General features: G+C 62.9%; 16 protein-coding genes. 5 read left to right on the forward strand and 11 right to left on the reverse strand.

What is annotated here, in order from left to right; translation table 11 throughout:
* A complete protein-coding gene (locus tag PVE35_RS22370; protein WP_277373025.1) occupies window positions 1-441 on the forward strand; it encodes a response regulator in 441 nt (146 codons plus the stop codon).
* Between the two features lie 171 nt (window positions 442-612).
* Here PVE35_RS22370 and PVE35_RS22375 read toward each other — a convergent pair whose 3' ends face one another.
* Complete coding sequence (locus PVE35_RS22375) at window positions 613-801, reverse strand: hypothetical protein (protein WP_277374943.1); 189 nt, start codon at window positions 799-801, stop codon at window positions 613-615.
* A 201-nt stretch (window positions 802-1,002) separates the two neighbouring features.
* Between PVE35_RS22375 and PVE35_RS22380 the strand changes: the two genes are divergently transcribed.
* The 3 genes from PVE35_RS22380 (at window position 1,003) to PVE35_RS22390 (ending at window position 4,522) form a co-directional block, all read left to right on the forward strand.
* The gene (locus PVE35_RS22380; protein WP_277373026.1) at window positions 1,003-1,998 is read left to right on the forward strand and encodes a helix-turn-helix transcriptional regulator; all 996 of its coding nucleotides are present in this window, start codon (window positions 1,003-1,005) and stop codon (window positions 1,996-1,998) included.
* Window positions 1,999-2,097: 99 nt separating this feature from the next.
* Complete coding sequence (locus PVE35_RS22385; protein WP_277373027.1) at window positions 2,098-3,033, forward strand: transporter; 936 nt, start codon at window positions 2,098-2,100, stop codon at window positions 3,031-3,033.
* Between the two features lie 34 nt (window positions 3,034-3,067).
* Window positions 3,068-4,522: an amidase gene (locus tag PVE35_RS22390; RefSeq protein ID WP_268179281.1), complete on the forward strand. Its 1,455-nt coding sequence runs from the start codon at window positions 3,068-3,070 to the stop codon at window positions 4,520-4,522.
* Between the two features lie 258 nt (window positions 4,523-4,780).
* Here PVE35_RS22390 and PVE35_RS22395 read toward each other — a convergent pair whose 3' ends face one another.
* The 7 genes from PVE35_RS22395 to PVE35_RS22425 all read right to left on the reverse strand — a co-directional run bounded on the left by PVE35_RS22395 (window position 4,781) and on the right by PVE35_RS22425 (window position 12,613).
* Complete coding sequence (locus PVE35_RS22395; protein WP_277373028.1) at window positions 4,781-5,044, reverse strand: hypothetical protein; 264 nt, start codon at window positions 5,042-5,044, stop codon at window positions 4,781-4,783.
* A gap of 433 nt (window positions 5,045-5,477) precedes the next feature.
* Entirely contained in the window at window positions 5,478-6,899 is a 1,422-nt protein-coding gene (gene creC, locus PVE35_RS22400) for a two-component system sensor histidine kinase CreC (protein WP_268179283.1), read from the reverse strand.
* Between the two features lie 13 nt (window positions 6,900-6,912).
* The gene (creB, locus tag PVE35_RS22405; RefSeq protein WP_277373029.1) at window positions 6,913-7,593 is read right to left on the reverse strand and encodes a two-component system response regulator CreB; all 681 of its coding nucleotides are present in this window, start codon (window positions 7,591-7,593) and stop codon (window positions 6,913-6,915) included.
* Window positions 7,594-7,792: 199 nt separating this feature from the next.
* Complete coding sequence (locus PVE35_RS22410; protein ID WP_268179285.1) at window positions 7,793-8,230, reverse strand: CBS domain-containing protein; 438 nt, start codon at window positions 8,228-8,230, stop codon at window positions 7,793-7,795.
* A gap of 69 nt (window positions 8,231-8,299) precedes the next feature.
* On the reverse strand, window positions 8,300-10,330 hold the full coding sequence (locus PVE35_RS22415) for a methyl-accepting chemotaxis protein (RefSeq protein ID WP_277373030.1): 2,031 nt from the start codon (window positions 10,328-10,330) through the stop codon (window positions 8,300-8,302).
* Window positions 10,331-10,495: 165 nt separating this feature from the next.
* On the reverse strand, window positions 10,496-11,005 hold the full coding sequence (locus tag PVE35_RS22420) for an ATP-dependent zinc protease (RefSeq protein WP_268179287.1): 510 nt from the start codon (window positions 11,003-11,005) through the stop codon (window positions 10,496-10,498).
* 369 nt (window positions 11,006-11,374) lie between these two features.
* On the reverse strand, window positions 11,375-12,613 hold the full coding sequence (locus tag PVE35_RS22425) for an HD-GYP domain-containing protein (RefSeq protein WP_268179288.1): 1,239 nt from the start codon (window positions 12,611-12,613) through the stop codon (window positions 11,375-11,377).
* A gap of 191 nt (window positions 12,614-12,804) precedes the next feature.
* On the opposite strand from PVE35_RS22425, the gene PVE35_RS22430 reads away from it, so the two are divergent.
* Window positions 12,805-13,695, forward strand: coding sequence for an acyltransferase (locus PVE35_RS22430; RefSeq protein WP_277373031.1), 891 nt, complete (start codon window positions 12,805-12,807; stop codon window positions 13,693-13,695).
* Between the two features lie 109 nt (window positions 13,696-13,804).
* On the opposite strand, the gene fdhA is transcribed toward PVE35_RS22430, so the two are convergent.
* The 3 genes from fdhA to soxG form a co-directional block, all read right to left on the reverse strand.
* A complete protein-coding gene (fdhA, locus tag PVE35_RS22435; RefSeq protein ID WP_268179290.1) occupies window positions 13,805-15,004 on the reverse strand; it encodes a formaldehyde dehydrogenase, glutathione-independent in 1,200 nt (399 codons plus the stop codon).
* A gap of 191 nt (window positions 15,005-15,195) precedes the next feature.
* Window positions 15,196-16,059 carry a formyltetrahydrofolate deformylase gene (gene purU / locus PVE35_RS22440; protein WP_277373032.1) on the reverse strand — a complete coding sequence of 288 codons (864 nt, stop codon included), beginning with the start codon at window positions 16,057-16,059 and terminating at the stop codon, window positions 15,196-15,198.
* A 138-nt stretch (window positions 16,060-16,197) separates the two neighbouring features.
* The gene (gene soxG, locus PVE35_RS22445; protein WP_268179292.1) at window positions 16,198-16,827 is read right to left on the reverse strand and encodes a sarcosine oxidase subunit gamma family protein; all 630 of its coding nucleotides are present in this window, start codon (window positions 16,825-16,827) and stop codon (window positions 16,198-16,200) included.
* Window positions 16,828-16,840 lie beyond the last annotated feature (13 nt).

A 16,840-nucleotide genomic window follows, 5' to 3' on the forward strand; every position in this document is an offset into this window, starting at 1 on the left:
GTGAGCAAGACAGAAGAAACAGTACTCATAATGGATGACGAGCCTCACGTATTAGACTGGCTAACCGAGTACATTGAGGCGCAAGGCTACAGAGTTGAAATCGTGCCGAATGTTGACCATGCCATAGATGCACTAAATCGCTCGTCATACCGAGCAGCAATTTTTGATTTGAACGTTCCCGCCACCCCTGAAACTTTAAACAAAATAAATGCGAAAGGAAGCCTTCACTCTCAATATAGAGGTCTTTTTGCGGCAGAGCACGCTCGCACAATTGGCATGAGAGGCCGACAAGTAATTGTTTACTCTGTACATGACAATGAAGAAATTTTAAGCAGATGCAATACCATCGGAGCCCAGTATCTAATAAAGGCCCGCCCTAGAGAATTTAAAAAAGCACTAACTAGCTTACTCAGCTATGACCCGTCGGATTCCTCCATATAAATTCCGCCCTCGTCGCAGCAAGTAGCCTGGGTAGAGCACCGCGCAACCCAGGAATCCACAGACGATGGGTTTCGCGTTGCTCTACCCATCCTACGCGAGCCCGGCGCCCCTCGTAGCTGAGGCCTCTCTCACGAGGCACCGGTGCGCACAGCGCACCCTACGTGGGGAGTGTCAGCCGCACTTCCACGCCGCCTTTTCCTGCACGAAATTCAGGCCCAGGCCGGTGCTTTTGTGGCCGCCATTGGGGCGCGGCAGGGAGTAGAAGCGTTCGGTCAGCAAATAGTCCGGACAACCTCTGCCAACGGTGGATGAAAAAAGCATCATCCAGCCACGCCGGAAATCCTGGCGTAGGGTGGACAACGCGAAGCTTGTCCACCCTGACTGGGTCGAGCACTGCGAAACGGATGATGGGCGGCGACACTTGCCGGCAACGAAGCCTGAGTACCTATCGTCCATTTGAACGATAGCCGGCACGCGAGAATTGCGTAGACTCGACCCCTGACTTCCGCGCAATTTGAAGCCTGCGCGCTTTCTACCCAGAAAAATAACAAGGGGGATAGCATGGCAACCGCTACTGCGCCTGTGGACGGGCTCTCCAGCCAGGTATTCACGGCATTCAGCCTGGCCATCCTGGAGCTGCACACCAAGGTTCGCGGCGCTTCGATCTCGACCTTCCATCAGCAGGCACTGCAACTGCTGGGCTCGCTGATCGCCTTCGACAAGGCCTGGTGGGGCCGAGCGGCCTGGCGGGAGAACCTGCCAGTCGAGCACAGTTCCTTCCTGCTCGGGCTGCCCACCCGCTATGCCAGTGACTGGGAGCTGCTCAAGAAGAACGATGCCAGCCTCGGTGAGATGCACCAGCGCCAAGGCACTTGCCAGGTCATCCACTGCACGGCCCCTGACGCCCATCCCGGCCTGGCGCAACTGGGCCGCCAATACGATCTCGCTCATGCACTGGCTATCGCCATCACCGAGGCGCAGACGCAACTGGGCGTGCATCTGACCCTGTTTCGCTCACCCGACCGCCCGCCTTTCACGGCGACCGAGCAGCATCTTCTCGAGCTGCTCATGCCCCACCTGATCGCCGCCGAACAGGAAAGTTATCTGCGCACGCTGGCAACCCTGCGTGACAGTGGCGGCGCGTATGACGAAACGGCCCTGGCCGTGTGCGACCGCTACGGCGTGTTGATGTCGATGGAGCCGAACTTCGTGTCGATGCTGGCGGCAGAATGGCCTGATCAGCAAGGTAACCGCCTGCCTGCGCCATACATCCCGCAACGGGCCTACGTCGGCCATTGCATCCATATCGAGCCACAGCCGATAGGTGACCTCGTGCTGCTGAGGGCGCGCCGCCGCAGCAGCATAGAGCGGCTCAGCACGCGCGAACTGGAGGTCGCGAAAGGCTTCGCCGCCGGACAGACCTACAAGGAAGTTGCCCGTAGCGTTGGTGTTTCGCCTTGTACCGTTCGCCATCATTTACGCAAGGTCTACGACAAACTGGGTATCAGTCGCAAAGCACAGATCGCCCAACTTATCCCCATCGACAAACACTGTTAATAACGCGCCCGCGCACCCTTCATAACTATCCGCCTCGACATGGGTCATTGCCCGTGCACAGGCTCGTACGCGCCCAACAATAAGAACAAGGAATATACGATGTCATACAGACGATGGTTTGCCGCGCCTTCGATAATAGGTTTGAGCCTTGCCCTGTTATCCCCTGCGTTATACGCCACCGAGAATGGTGCCCCGACGACGGCTGCGGGCGTGCTCGACTTCGGCGCAGGCTTCATGCCGCCCTCGACGCCCAACGGCACCCTTGGCATGCGCGTCAGCCATTATCGCGCGCATGCCTTGAAGGATGACGACGGCAATGACAGCCCGAATGATTTCGCTATCGATGTCACGGCCATTGGCCTGGCGTATATCCGCATGACACAGCAAGAGTGGCTGGGTGCCCGTTACGGCTTCGCCATCGTGCCGGTGTTTTTCAAGATGGACGCCGACCTGGGCGTCAATATAGGTGGGCAGCGCGTATTCAGTGACAGTGCCGAGGTCTTTCGCCCGGCGGATCTGCAAGTGGCGCCGCTGATACTGGAGTGGCGGCCCAGACCCAATCTGGGCATCAACACACAACTGGTGGTGCAAATGCCCACTGGGGATTATGACAAGGATCGCCTGGTGAGCCCTGGCACCAATCACTGGACGCTCTCGCCAGTGTTGAACTTCACCTACATCACGTCGAGCGGCCTTGAACTTTCATCCAGTTTCCAACTGGACATCAATGCCCGCAACTCGGCTACGGATTACCGCAGCGGCATCGAATACCGCCATGAATTTGCCGTCGGCCAACACCTTGGCAATTGGACACTTGGCATCGGTGGCTACCACTACCGGCAATTAACCGACGATGACGCGCCGGGGCTGACCAATGGCAACCGCGCCAGGACTTTCGCCATTGGCCCGGCCCTGAGTTACTTCAAACCAGACTCCGGTTTACCGCCGATCTGGTTACACGCCTACAAGGAATTCGATTCTCACAACCGCACCGAGGGTTACACCCTGGCCTTGCGCACGGGTATCAGTTTTTAAGTGCCGAGTCTGCTCTTCAACCGAGGGAAGTTTCATGAAAGACATTCAAAACCTGTTCGATACGCTCGATGGTCGCGGTCTGGCTGCACTGGTCAAAAAGGGTGAAGTGCACCCCGGCGAGCTGCTCGAAGCCGCCATCAGCCGTGTCGAACAGGTGGAGCCACACCTGGCAGCGGTAGCCGAGCGCCTGTATGACCAGGCCCGTGAACGCACCACCAATGGCCAGCCATTCCAAGGCCCGCTGGCCGGCGTGCCGACCCTGGTAAAGGACATGTTCTCCCCGATGGCCGGCGCCCGGATGACCAACGGTTCCAGAGCCCTGGGCGAGTTTCGCGCAGACAGTGACTGCGAAGTCGTTGCCCGGCTCAGGGCAGCAGGCTGCCAACTGATTGGCACCACCACCGCACCCGAGTTCGGCGTTTCCTACACCACGGAGTCTCAACGCTTCGGGGCGACACGCAACCCCTGGAATGTAGAACACAGCGCTGGCGGCTCCAGCGGCGGCGCGGCCGCTCTGGTCGCGGCACGCGCCATCCCCTTTGCCCACGGTAACGACGGCGGTGGCTCCTTGCGCGTTCCCGCCTCGTGCTGCGGGGTGTTCGGCTTCAAGCCATCACGCGGCCTGCTGCCATCAGGGCCGATGGTGGGTGAAGGCTGGGCCGGCCTGAGTACGGCCCATGCCATCACGCTCTCGGTGGGCGACAGCGCAGCGCTGCTCGATGCCACCGCCGGCATGGATCTCGGTGCGCCCTATGCCGCGCCGATGCCGTCGACCTCCTTCTCCCAGGCCTTGGAGCACTCACCCAAGCCGCTGAAGATTGCCCTGGTGGCCGAGCTGGCGCCCTGGCAAACCCAGCCTGACGCCTTGCAGGCCGTACAGCGGACGGCTGCGCTGCTGGAGTCGCTCGGGCATAGCGTGACCAGCACGACGCTGCCGGTGCACCTGCTCGAATTTCTCGACGCGACCTTCGACATCATCGGCTCCCATACCCGCAGCTTCCTGGACATGCTGGGCAAGCTGCGCGGTGCTCCGGTGGCGCCCGAGGAGCTGGAGCCGCGCACGCGCGTGATCCTGCGCGAGCGCGGCCAACTGTCGGCAACGCGCTATATCGCGGCGGTCGAATACATGCACGCCCTCGGTCGCACCATGGCGGCGTTCCTCCAGGATTACGACCTCATCCTGACCCCGACCCTGAACAGGGCACCGCCCCGCCTGGGTGAGCTGACACTCGAAGACGACAGCCATTCCCTTCAGGACTTCATCGAGCTGTCCCATGGTTATTCACCCTATACGGCCATCTTCAACGCCACGGGCCAGCCTGCGATGTCGGTGCCCCTGTACTGGACAAGTGAAGGGCTGCCGCTGGGCTCTCACTTCGCCGGCCGCTTCGGCGACGAGCGAACGCTGCTGAGCCTTGCCCGGCAACTGGAGGATGCCCAGCCCTGGGCTGCCCGCCGCCCGGCCGTGAATGCCTGCCAGCGGTCATAAGGCGGGGCCCCGCGCGAACCCGGATAACCACTCCCAACGGTGGATGAAAAAGCGTCATCCACCCTACGGGGGAAATCGTGCCCTAGGGTGGACAACGCGAAGCTTGTCCACCATGGCTGGGTTGAGCACTGCGAAACCCGGGAACCCGCCGATGATGGGTTTCGCGTTGCTCTACCCCTCCTACGTGTTGCTCCCCTCACCAAAACGACGAAGGCGCCCAAACGGGCGCCTTCAGTCGAAGCAGGTGTCGCGGGGCGGTCAGACGGTGCGGTTGACACCGACGCGGTCTGCGCCGTCTGCGGCTACGCGATTGGCTCCGACGCGATCAGCACCATCTGCAGCTACACGGTTGGCACCTACACGGTCTGCACCGTCTTCGGCTACTCGGTTCGGGCCGACACGGTCAGAGCCATCTTCGGCTACCACAGGGACAGCAGTGGATTGAACGGCAATCTGCGGCAGGGCGAATGCGCTGGCGGACAGGGTGGCGATAACGAGGCTGGCGAGGATTTGCTTTTTCATGGTTCGGCTCCGGATCAAGGCTGGAAGGTGACTACGGGGCCCATGTTACCCATAAAAATTTGATTTAAAATCGCAAAATAACAAACATAAGAATCGAATTAATAGATAAATCAAGATCGCCGTGACGGTGGTGCGCATAGCGCACCCTACGGCGTGGTCTACGGGGTATGGGTGTAGGGTGCGCTATGCGCACCGATAGCACCTGGCAGAAGCAGGAGATATGAGCGGTACGCACGTAACGCCAGCAAGTAGACTCGACCACCACTCTCAACGGTGGATGAAAAAGCGTCATTCACTCTACGGGGGAAATGGTGCCGTAGGGTGGACAACGCGAAGCTTGTCCACCATGCCTGGTCTAGCCCCCGTCGCAGCTACGACTGCATGGATGCAGGATGCCAGAGCCCCACAGGGTAGCCGGTGCGCGCAGCGCACCCTACGTGGGGAGTGTTAGCTGCACTTCCACACCGCCTTCGACATTGCCGATATGCAGTTCGCCGCCATGCAGCTCGGCCACTTCCTGCACGAAGTTCAGCCCCAGGCCGGTGCTCTTGCGGCCACCGTTGGGGCGCGGCAGGGAGTAGAAGCGTTCGGTCAGCCGACCCAGCGCGTAGCCGGGGATGGCTTCGCCCTGGTTGAACAGGCGCAACTCGATGCGCTCGCTCTGGCGTTCGGCGGCGATGCGGATGCGTCCGCCGCGTGGAGTGAAGTCCAGGGCGTTGTCCAGCAGGTTGGCCAGGGCCTGGCGCAGCAGGAAGCGTTCGCCGCGCAGGTTGAGGCCAGGCGGTAATGCCTGTTCGATCTGCAGGTTGGCGGCGGTGATACGTGCCTGTTGGGCTTGCAGCAGTTCGTCCAGCAGTGGCGCCAGCGGCACCGTCACGCGCTCTTCCAGGCCCTGGCGTTGTTCCACCTGGGCCAGGTGCAGCAGGCGTTCGATGAGGTTCTGCAGACGCGCGCTTTCCTGCTGGATATTGGCCACGAAGCGCTGGTGCTGCTCGACCGGCATGTCGCCGTCGAGCAGTTCGGCGGCGCCACGAATGGCGGCCAGTGGGCTTTTCAGTTCATGAGTCAGGGTGTGCACGTAGCGCTCGACGTAAGCCTTGCCCTCCAGCTCGGTGCGCATGCGCTCGACCGCCTGGGCCAGTTGCGCGAGTTCGCCGCCGCGCACTTTCGGCGCCTCGGCGCGTTGGCCCTCGCTGACCGCCTGGGCGTAGCGGGTGAGCTTGCCCAGAGCGGCACTCAGCCACCAGGACAGCGCTGCGCCGATCAGCAGGCCAAGGGCGATCAGCCCGGCGCCGAGCCAGCTCAGGCGGTTCTGCGAGCGTTCGATATAGGGCAGCAGGGTGCGGTTGGGTTTGGCCACCGAGACCACGCCGATGATGCGCTCGCCGTCCTTGATCGGCGCCGCCACGTACATCACCGAGGAATCCGGGTCGTTCGGGTCTTCCCGGGTCGAGCGCGCGCCGTACTGGCCACGCAGGGTCAGCAGCACGTCATTCCAGCGCGAGTAGTCCTGGCCAACCGCCAGGCCGGTGGAGTCGAGCAGGACGATGCCCTTGTCGTCGGTGACGTAGATGCGGTGGTTGACCTCGGCCTTGGTCAGGCCCCAGATGGTCGCCTGCGGCTGGCGCCGGCCGTAGGCTTCCAGCGCCTCGGTGAGGCGGCCCTGGCCCAGCGTGCCGTCCTTGACCTGATCGCGCAGGATCTCGGCCAGCAGGTTGGCGGTGTCGACCAGAGTTTCCTCGGTGCTCTGGCGCACGCCGGGGCGGATCTCGTCCATCACCGTGCTGAGCACGAACCAGCCGGCCAGGCCGACGAAGAGGAAGTAGACGAGGAAGATGCGTACGCCCAGCGGCATGGTAAGAGCCTCTCTAGGTTTCTGGCTCGAAGCTGTAGCCCAGGCCGCGATGGGTCTGGATCGGCTCTTCGCTCGGGGCGATGGCGCGCAGCTTGGCGCGCAGGCTCTTGATATGGCTGTCGATATTGCGCTCGTAGCCGGCTTCGCTGGCCACACCAAGGGCATCGAGCAACTGCTCGCGGGAATAGACCCGGCGCGGCTGGCCGAGCAAGGTGCGCAGCAGGCGAAATTCGTGGCGGGTCAGGCTCAGCGCCTGGCCGTGGTAGTGGATGCGAAAGGCCGCGTCGTCGATCTGGAAGGCGCTCGGCGCAGTGGCTTGCGGCGTCTCACGCGGGGCGATGCGCTTGAGGATGACCTTGACCCGTGCCGCCACCTCGCGCGGGCTGAAGGGTTTGACCACGTAGTCGTCGGCGCCGATTTCCAGCCCCACCACACGGTCGATCTCTTCACTGCGCGCAGTGAGAAAGATCACCGGTACTTCGGAGAAACGGCGCAGACGCTTGCACAGCTCGAAGCCGCTGATATCCGGCAGACCGACGTCGAGAATGGCCAGGTCGAAGGCGCCGTTTTCCAGCAGGCTCAGCGCTTCGCCGCCCAGGCTCGACCAATGGGTGAGGAAGCCTTCGGCCTGCAGGGCATAGACCAGCGTATCGGCAATCGCGGCTTCGTCTTCGACTATGAGTATCTGCGGCATCGGGCGTCCTGCACCTGGGGGTGACGGCAGGAGCCTGCCGGGGGCGGTTGCGGGCGTCAAGGTTCGGGCGTGAGGGCGCCCGCGCATAGGCCCCGGATTGCATCCGGGCTACGTCGATGGTTTGCCGTGATCGACGCCTCGGCGCCAGCCCCTACCGCGGATAAATCCGCTCCTACCGATCGTGCGCCCGGGCAGCTACTCAGTGCTCGCCGCGGATGTACTGTTCGAGCTGGCGGATCAGGTCGGCCTGTTCGGCGATGGTTTCTTTCACCAGGTCACCGATGGACAGCAGGCCGATGAGTTCGCCTTCGGCCAGCACCGGCAGGTGGCGCAGGCGGCGTTCGGTCATCAGCTCCATGCAGTGTTGCAGGCTGTCGCGCGGGCCGACGCTGATCACGTCGCGGGTCATGATTTCGCTGACCTTGGCGTTCAGCATGGAGCGTTCGGCAAGGGCCACCTTGCGCACGTAGTCACGCTCGCTGACGATGCCCACCAGGCGGCCAGCGGACATTACCACCAGGGCGCCAATGCTCTTTTCCGCCATGATGCGCAGGCCGTCGAGCAGGGAGTCGTCGGCGTCGATGCTGTAAAGAAGGCCGGTGGGCTTGGTTCTGAGGACTTCGGCGACGGTTTTCATGCTGGGGCTCCTTGTTGTGTGCTGTGTTTTTAGCAGAGTTGCCCCGCCACAGCCAGGCTGGCTGCGGCATCAATCGAGGCGAAAGCGCCCGGTGTTGCGCGTCAATTCGTCGCTGCCACGGCGCAACTGCTCGGCAGCCTGGCTGACGGTCTGGGCGCCATCGAGCAATTGCCCGGAGGCTTGATCCACTTGCTGGATATTGCCACTGACCTCATCGGCGGTGGCCGCTTGCTGCTCGGCGGCGGTGGCGATCTGCGCCAGACGGTCGCTGACGCCCTGCACCGAGGCGACGATGCGCTGCAGCTCCTCGCCCATGGCCAACACGTTGCCGATGTCGCCATCGGCCTGGCTGCTGGCCTCCTCCATCAGGCTCACCGCCTGAGCGACCACGCGTTGCAAGCCGTCGACGGTCTGCACGATTTCCTGGGTCGAATCCTGAGTGCGTTGCGACAGCGAGCGTACTTCGTCGGCTACCACGGCGAAGCCTCGGCCCGCATCGCCGGCACGTGCGGCCTCGATGGCGGCATTGAGCGCGAGCAGGTTGGTCTGGTCGGCGATGCCCTGGATCACGTCCACCACGCGGTTGATCTGCTGGGTCTGCTCGCGCAGTTGCTGCAAGGCCTCGGCACTGCTGCGCAGGCGCGTGCTGAGCTGACGCATGCTGGCGCTGGTGCGCTCGCTGCGCTGGTTGCCGCTGAGCGCCACTTCGCGAGTCTGCCGAGCCTCTACGGCGGCCTGCTCGCAGCTCTGCGCCACGCTCTGCGCGGTGGCGGCCATCTGCGTGGCGGCGGTGGCGATCTGGCTCATCTGCGTCTGTTGCTGCTCCACCGCGCCCAGCGCTTCATGGGCCTGGCCGCTGAGCCGCTGCACGGTGCCATCGAGCTGATGACTCTCACGGTTGACCCCCTGCAAGGACTCGCGCAATTGCTCGACCGCCGTGTTCAGCGCCTGGGCGATGGCGGCCAGATCATCGCGCCCCGCGACCTGCATGCTCACGCGCAAGTCGCCGTCACGCAAGCCGCGCGCTGCCTCGATGATGCTGCGGGTACCCTGGCGAATCGAGGCATTCAGGCACAACAGCACGTAGAGGGCGAGCAAGGTGAGCACACTGAAGGCACTGATCACTTCGATCATCGCGCCCAGTGCACGGTCGCGGTAATCCCCAAGGCTGGTAGCGAACTGTTGGTAGAGCGCCTGTTGCAGGTCTTGCAACAGACTTTCCAGACTCGCCACGCGCTGGATGAACTGCTCCGGCGTGAGCGTCATCGGGCTGTTGTCGAACATATCGCGGTCGATCTGCGCGAGGAAATCGTCGAAGCCCTTGAGCGACGCCTCGAACGGCCCACTCAACTGCCGCATGGCTTGTGGCGCCTCACGGGCCAGGGTGGTCTGCGCCTTGATCAGTTGCACGCGCTGTTCCTCCAGGCCGCGCCGCAGATCGCGCATCAACACCCGGCTCTGCAGGGTGAAATGCTGCGCCACCACCGCCCCATGCCCCTGTGCGGCAAAGGTGCCGAGCTGATCGAGCAGGCGCGGCATCACGTAGGTGATCTGCTCCATCATCAGGTAGGTGTCGAGGTAAGGATCGAGGATCAGGGTGCTGTCGGTGGCCACCTGCTCGCGCAGGGCGATCAGATATTGCAGGGCCTTCTGATAACGCTGCAGGGCATCGGGCAGTGCCATCCTGCCCAAAGCGTCGGCACGCAGGCCTTCGCGCTCCCCCTGCAAGGCCTGGAAATGCTGGCGCGCCTCAGCGCTGATCAGCGCACTCTGCAGGGGCTCGCCCGCCCCTTGCAGGGCTTCGTCGAGTCGCGCTTCACGTTGTTTCAGCGATTCGGCAGCGCCCTGCTCGTTGCCCTTCCAACGTGCCAGCAAGGTGCGCTGGGCGATCAGCTCCTGCTGCAACCCGGCCATGCGCTCGAGCGCCCGCGCGCCTTCGAGCTCCTTGTCGATCGAGTCGATGCCGGCCATGTAGCCCCCGGTAACGGCCCACAGGGCGTAACCAAGCGGTAACACGAAGAGCAGGAAGAGCAGTTGGAATTTCTGAGCAAAACTGAAACGCTGCAGCAGCCAGACACCCGGCCCGAGCAATCCCGACATCTTTGCACCCCTGTAATCATGGGCCGGAAGGCCTGGCAGACGATTGCATTTAGCAAAAAGCAGGCCCGCGACGCATCGACTACGGAAGCAGGATGGTGGCGGTGCACTCGCGGCGAGTGTACTGGCCAATGAGCATCAGCATTGTTTCTGAATGCGACAATTAACTCAGCATTGCGGACGCTCGCGGGTGTAACGCTCGGCGGGATTGACCGCCGCCCCCATGTCGCGCATGGCGCTGGCACCAATCAGCAGCGGATAGCTGAAGGTGCTGCGGTCAGTGAGGTTGACCTCGATGGTGCGCTTTTCCTCGCCCAGGCAGATCGGCATTTCGATCACCGGGCGTTGCGAATAGGTGGCCTCTTGAGCGTCATCATCGCCCTCTTCGGCGCGGTTCTTGATCTCGGCAACGCGGATCAGGGGGTGTTCGTAGAGGGTGTCATCGGCGCCATCGACGGCCAGACGGAAGCGCACCCAGTCCTCGCCGTCACGTTTGAAGGATTCGATGTCCTTGGCCGACAGCGATGCCGTCATGGCGCCAGTGTCCATCTTGGCTTTCAGCGTCTTGCCCAGGGCAGGCAGCTTGATCAATTCGTAGCGACCGTACAGATCCGGTTGTTCGTCGGCCAGCGCCGGCAGGCTGATGGCGCTGGCCAGCAGAAGCGCAAGGTATTTCAAGGTTCGGCCCTCTCGTGGTGATTGACCGAAACTCCGACCGAGCAAGCCTGAGCAATGTTCCTGTACGAAGCGTTACAACATGCTGCTAGCAGGCCGTTGAAACGTAGGCGACGACTGCATGGATGCAGGAGGTAGAGCGAAGCAGGAAGCCCGAGCCGAGGCAGCCAGTGCAATACCGATGGCGGCCCCGCAAAAACAGGCGAAAAAAGCACTGGGCCCGCACTCGGGTTTACGAGTTGTAAATGAGCATTTTGATCGGACTCGCGCACGAGACTGTTTTTAACGCAGCAATGGCAACGCACGACTGCAGGGATGCAGGAGGTAGAGCGACGCAGGAAGCCAAAGCCGAGGTAGTTTTTCAACAGCCTGCTAACGCCCGCGCCCATTTAGCTCCATCCCCGCCCACAGCTCGTCGAGACGCTCGAAGCCCCATTCCTCCGCTGACTCACGGCCGACGATGCGGTCCTGATCGCCGATCTTGCTCAGGTCGACCACGGTCTGCGCCAACGGCAGGCGCGACTTGGCCGAGAAGAACACCTTGACCTTGGGTGCCAGCAGCGCCTTGGGATTCTGCTCCATGACCACGGCCAACCGCCCACTCTGCAGCCGCACCAGAGCACCAACCGGGTAGATGCCGACGGTCTTGACGAAGGCCTGGAAGACCACCTCGTCGAAGTGCCCCTTCCATTCAGCCATCTTGCGGATCGACTCGGCAGGATCCCAGCCGGGCTTGTACGGCCGATTGGAGGTGATGGCATCGTACACGTCACACACCGCGCCCATTTTCGCCAGCAGGCTGATCTGCTCGCTCTGCAGGCGGTGGGGGTAACCGCTGCCGTCGACCTTCTCGTGGTGATGCAGGCACACGTCCAGCACCAACGCACTGACCTGCTTGCATTTGATGAGGATGCTGCCGCCCTCTTCTGGATGACGGCGGATAATGGCGAACTCTTCGTCACTGAGCTTGCCGGGCTTGTCCAGCAGTTCGGGCGGCATGGCCATCTTGCCGATATCGTGCAGCAACCCGGCCAGGCCGGCTTCACGCACTGCCGCCGTCGGCAGGCCGAGCTGCAGGCCCAGGGCGATCATCAAGGCGCAGACCGCCACCGAGTGCATGTAGGTGTACTCGTTGACGTGCTTGAGCCTGGCCAGGCTGATGAACGCGTTGGGGTGGCGCATCACCGACTGGGAGATGTCCTCCACCAGGGTTTCGGCCTGCTCGAATTGCAGCGCCTGGCCCATGCGTGCGTCATTGAACATGTCCATCACCGCCTGCTTGGAGCGCGCGCACAGCTTCACCGCTTGCTCCAGCTCCTGATCCAGCGACACGGGCTTGACCTTGGGCGGCTCGATGGCGGCCAGCAGCCGGGCCTGGGCTTCGCATTCGGCCTCGGCCCTGCTGGCAGCCTTCACCCCAGGGGCAACGTCGCTGCCCTTGCCGACATCGATCCACAGTTCGCTGATGGCGCTGTCACGAATACGGGCAAGGTCTTTCTCGGAGTCGAGGAGGAACTTGGATTTCCAGAAAGGGTGATCCATCCAGGATCCGCAGAACTCCTGGATATACATACCGAGGCGTAGATCAGCCACCGCAATGCGCTTCAACATCGGGATCATCCAGAGCTGGTTGACGGGGTTGTCCTGGCAAGACACTTCATTCAGTGTCGGACAATCCAGGGTATTTTCCATTGACCAGCATCAAGCAACAAATGGCACATCGCCATCGCCCATTAGCCGTATTTTTGAGGCCCGCTGCGCATGTGCTTATGATGTCCGCTCGTGCCCGCCAAGGAGTCGATATGCGCCCACTGCTGACTGGCATTGCCACCATCTTGCTGCTGCTCGTCAACACCCTCGTTCTGATCGGCCCGCTGTTGCTGATCGCCCTCGCCAAGTTCGCCCTGCCCGGGCAGAGCGCCCGCGATGCCTGTTCCCGTGGGGTGATGTGGGTGGCCGAGTTCTGGGCCGAGAACTGCAAGCGCATCTTCGCCCTGCTCACCCCCACCCGCTGGGATATCCGCGGCAATGCCGAGCTGCGCCGCGATGGCTCCTACCTGGTGATCAGCAACCACCAGTCGTGGGTCGACATTCCCGCCCTGGTGCAGGCCTTCAACCGCAAGACACCCTACTTCAAGTTCTTCCTCAAGCAGGAACTGATCTGGGTGCCCTTCCTCGGCCTGGCCTTCTGGGCGCTCGACTACCCCTTCATGAAGCGCTATTCCAAGGCCTTTCTGGAAAAGAACCCGCACATGCAGGGCAAGGATCTGGAGATCACCCGGGCCGCCTGCGAGAAGTTCAAGCGCCTGCCGGTCACCGTGGTCAACTACCTGGAGGGTACCCGCTTCACTCCGGCCAAGCAGGCCCAGCAGCAGTCGCCCTACCGTTACCTGCTCAAGCCCAAGGCGGGTGGCGTGGCCTTCGTGCTCGCCACCCTGGGTGAGCAGATCGACGCCGTGCTCGACGTCACCCTGGTCTACCCCGAGGGCAAGGCGCCGGGCTTCTGGGCATTGCTCAGTGGCCAGGTGGACAAGGTGGTGGTCGACATCCAGACCCGCAACCTGGCCCCCGAGCTGTGGCAAGGCGATTACCAGAACGACCCGGTATTTCGCCAGTACATGCAGGACTGGGTGACCCAGCTCTGGCAGGAGAAGGATGCGCGCATCGCGCAGATCCGCGCCGCACAAGAGTGATCGCACCAAAGAAAAGGGAGCCCGTAGGCTCCCGAAAGAAGGCGCGGACCAATGCGCCTGGCCGTGAACAAGTCAGGAACAGGCCCGGAACGCTTCCGGGCCACGGGCATCACGCCGCGCTGAAGGTCTTGTGCGGGTCGATGACGAATTTCTTCGGCACGCCAGCGTCGAACTCGCCGTAACCGCGCGGTGCGTCGTCCAGGCTGATGACCTCTACACCAACGATTTCCGCGATATTCAGGCGATCCCACATGATGGCTTGCATCAGTTGGCGGTTGTACTTCATCACCGGAGTCTGGCCGGTGTGGAAGCTGTGCGACTTGGCCCAGCCGAGGCCGAAGCGAATGCTCAGGCTGCCGATCTTGGCAGCGGCATCCACCGCGCCCGGATCCTCGGTGACGTACAGGCCGGGAATACCGATCTTGCCGGCGACACGGGTGATCTGCATCAGCGAGTTGAGCACGGTGGCCGGAGCCTCGTGCTTGGCGCCTTCGTGACCATGACCACGGGCCTCGAAGCCCACGCAGTCAATGGCGCAGTCCACTTCCGGCTCGCCCAGCAATGCGGCGACCTGCTCGTGCAGCGGGGTGTCCAGCGACAGATCGGCGATCTCGAAGCCCTGAGCCTTGGCGTGAGCCAGACGCGCCGGGTTGAGGTCACCAACGATGACCACGGCCGCGCCAAGCAGGCGAGCCGAGGCAGCGGCAGCCAGACCGACCGGGCCGGCACCAGCAACGTAAACGGTGCTGCCCGGGCCGACGCCAGCGGTAACGGCGCCGTGGTAGCCGGTGGGCAGGATGTCGGACAGGCAGGTCAGGTCACGGATTTTCTCCATGGCCTTGTCGCGATCCGGCAGTTTGAGCAGGTTGAAGTCGGCGTAAGGCACCAGCACGTATTCGGCCTGGCCGCCGGTCCAGTCGCCCATGTCGACATAGCCGTAGGCACCGCCGGCACGCGCCGGGTTGACGGTCAGGCACACGCCAGTGTGCTGTTCCTTGCAGGAACGGCAACGGCCGCAAGCGACGTTGAAGGGAACGGAAACCAGATCACCGATCTGCAGACGCTCGACGTCACGCCCCTTCTCGACCACCTCACCGGTGATCTCATGGCCCAGCACCAGGCCGACCTGAGCGGTGGTACGACCGCGCACCATGTGCTGGTCGGAGCCGCAGATGTTGGTGGAAACGACTTTCAGGATGACGCCGTGCTCGATCTTCTTGCCGCGCGGATCCTGCATTTTCGGGTAGTCGATCTTCTGCACTTCGACCTTGCCCGCGCCGAGGTAAACCACACCACGATTACCAGACATATCTAACTCTCCTTTCTTTTTGTGGACACAAGACGCGGCTGACAGCCGCGCGGCCTTGCACTGGAGCTTCTTTCGTCTGTTGCCGGAAACCGCCGTTGAAACCTGGCAGGGCGGGTTCCCGTAGGGTGCGCTATGCGCACCAATGTCTTTGCGTTGCCTCCCGGTGCGCGCAGCGCACCCTACGATTGCCCTCAGGCGTTGAGCACCACCGTGCGGTTGGCGTTGAGGAACACGCGGCGGTCGATGTGGTAACCCACCGCGCGCGCCAGGGTCAGGCATTCAATGTCGCGCCCCTTGGCGATCAGATCTTCAGGGTAGTGCGCGTGATCCACCGCTTCCACGCCCTGGGCGATGATCGGCCCTTCGTCGAGGTGGTCGTTGACGTAGTGAGCGGTGGCGCCGACCAGCTTGACGCCCTTCTGGTAGGCCTGGTGATAAGGCTTGGCGCCCTTGAAACCGGGCAACAGCGAGTGGTGAATGTTGATCGCCCAGCCATCCAGCTTGCGGCACAGCTCGGGCGACAGCACCTGCATGTAACGGGCGAGCACCACCAGCTCGGCGCCGCAGTCCTCGATCACCCGCAGCACGCGACGCTCCTGCGCCGGCTTGTCGGTCGGGTCGAGCGGGAAATGGTGATAGGGAATGCCATGCCAGCGCGCCAGCGGCTCCAGATCCGGGTGGTTGGACACCACCGCCACCACCTCCATGGACAACTGGCCGATGCGCTGCCGGTAGAGCAGATCGTTCAGGCAGTGATCGGCCTTGGACACCATCAGCACCACCTTGGCGCGATACCCCGGCGGCGTCAGCTCCACCTGCATGCCGAAGGGTGCCAGGCGCTCGTCCAGGCCGGCGCGGAACGCCGCCTCGTCGAAACCATCCGGCTGGCGGAACTCGACACGAATGAAGAAGCGCGAAGACAGGCGATCATCGAAACTGCGGTGCTCGGTAACGTAGCAGCGCTGCTCGAACAGAAAGCGCGTCACCGCGTCCACGGTGCCGAGCACGCTCGGGCAGTGGGCGGTGAGGATCCAGGTGTCGGGGGTGCGGCTCATAATAGACTCCGATGATTTTCACCCCTCTCCCGCCTGCGGGAGAGGGGCCGGGGAGAGGGCCGACGGTACAACGCGATCCGCCCGCCCCCTCTCCCCAACCCTCTCCCCAAAGGGGAGAGGGAGCCGTTCGTGTCAGCCTCAGGCCTCGACCGCCAACCCATACTCGGCGCTGGCATCCTGCAGCCAGAGCCAGAAGTAGTCGGAGAAGCTGCGGCGGATCAGCAGTTCCCAGGTGTCTTCGCCGGTGTGACGAATCACCAGTTGCGACTTGGCGAACACCGTGCCAACCGCCTTGCCCACCGGGAAGTTCTTCGGATGCACGTCATAGCTTGTGGACTTCATCAGCAGTTCGCGCACCTTGGGCCCGGATAGCTCCAGCAGGGTCTGACCGCCGCTGACGTTGACCACCGAAATATGCTGACCGGCCAGGGCCTCACGCAGCTTGCCTTCCACCTCGAATTCGCTGCCACCGGGCACGATCAGCAGCCACTCGTCCGGGCCCAGCCACTGCAGCGAGGTGTCGCCGTTGGCCACCAGGGTCAGCGCCCCCGGCAGCTCCAGGCCCAGGGCCTTGTGCACGCCACCGGCGAAGTTGGTGTCATCGGCGTCGCCACGCAGGATCAGATGACCCAGCAGCTTCTTCTCGCGCAGCGTGACGCCGGCGCCCTTGCGGCCCTTACCGGCCAGCTCGTGCAGACCGGCATGGTGCAGGGAGGACTGCCCCTCGATGTTGGCGGGGCGTTGTTGGTACACGTTCACTGCGCTCATTTCTCACCTGCCT

Origin of the sequence: Pseudomonas sp. AA-38 (assembly GCF_029457475.1) — a bacterium.
In the GTDB taxonomy this organism is placed as follows: Bacteria; Pseudomonadota; Gammaproteobacteria; order Pseudomonadales; family Pseudomonadaceae; genus Aquipseudomonas.

Bases quoted from the DNA above. Each gene is read 5' to 3' on its own strand.
- PVE35_RS22430 (WP_277373031.1), top strand. From the start codon at position 12,805: ATGCGCCCACTGCTGACTGGCATTGCCACCATCTTGCTGCTGCTCGTC.
- creC (WP_268179283.1), bottom strand. From the start codon at position 6,899: ATGCCGCTGGGCGTACGCATCTTCCTCGTCTACTTCCTCTTCGTCGGC.
- PVE35_RS22385 (WP_277373027.1), top strand. From the start codon at position 2,098: ATGTCATACAGACGATGGTTTGCCGCGCCTTCGATAATAGGTTTGAGC.
- PVE35_RS22415 (WP_277373030.1), bottom strand. From the start codon at position 10,330: ATGTCGGGATTGCTCGGGCCGGGTGTCTGGCTGCTGCAGCGTTTCAGT.
- fdhA (WP_268179290.1), bottom strand. From the start codon at position 15,004: ATGTCTGGTAATCGTGGTGTGGTTTACCTCGGCGCGGGCAAGGTCGAA.
- purU (WP_277373032.1), bottom strand. From the start codon at position 16,059: ATGAGCCGCACCCCCGACACCTGGATCCTCACCGCCCACTGCCCGAGC.
- creB (WP_277373029.1), bottom strand. From the start codon at position 7,593: ATGCCGCAGATACTCATAGTCGAAGACGAAGCCGCGATTGCCGATACG.
- PVE35_RS22395 (WP_277373028.1), bottom strand. From the start codon at position 5,044: ATGAAAAAGCAAATCCTCGCCAGCCTCGTTATCGCCACCCTGTCCGCC.
- soxG (WP_268179292.1), bottom strand. From the start codon at position 16,827: ATGAGCGCAGTGAACGTGTACCAACAACGCCCCGCCAACATCGAGGGG.
- PVE35_RS22410 (WP_268179285.1), bottom strand. From the start codon at position 8,230: ATGAAAACCGTCGCCGAAGTCCTCAGAACCAAGCCCACCGGCCTTCTT.
- PVE35_RS22425 (WP_268179288.1), bottom strand. From the start codon at position 12,613: ATGTTGAAGCGCATTGCGGTGGCTGATCTACGCCTCGGTATGTATATC.
- PVE35_RS22390 (WP_268179281.1), top strand. From the start codon at position 3,068: ATGAAAGACATTCAAAACCTGTTCGATACGCTCGATGGTCGCGGTCTG.
- PVE35_RS22380 (WP_277373026.1), top strand. From the start codon at position 1,003: ATGGCAACCGCTACTGCGCCTGTGGACGGGCTCTCCAGCCAGGTATTC.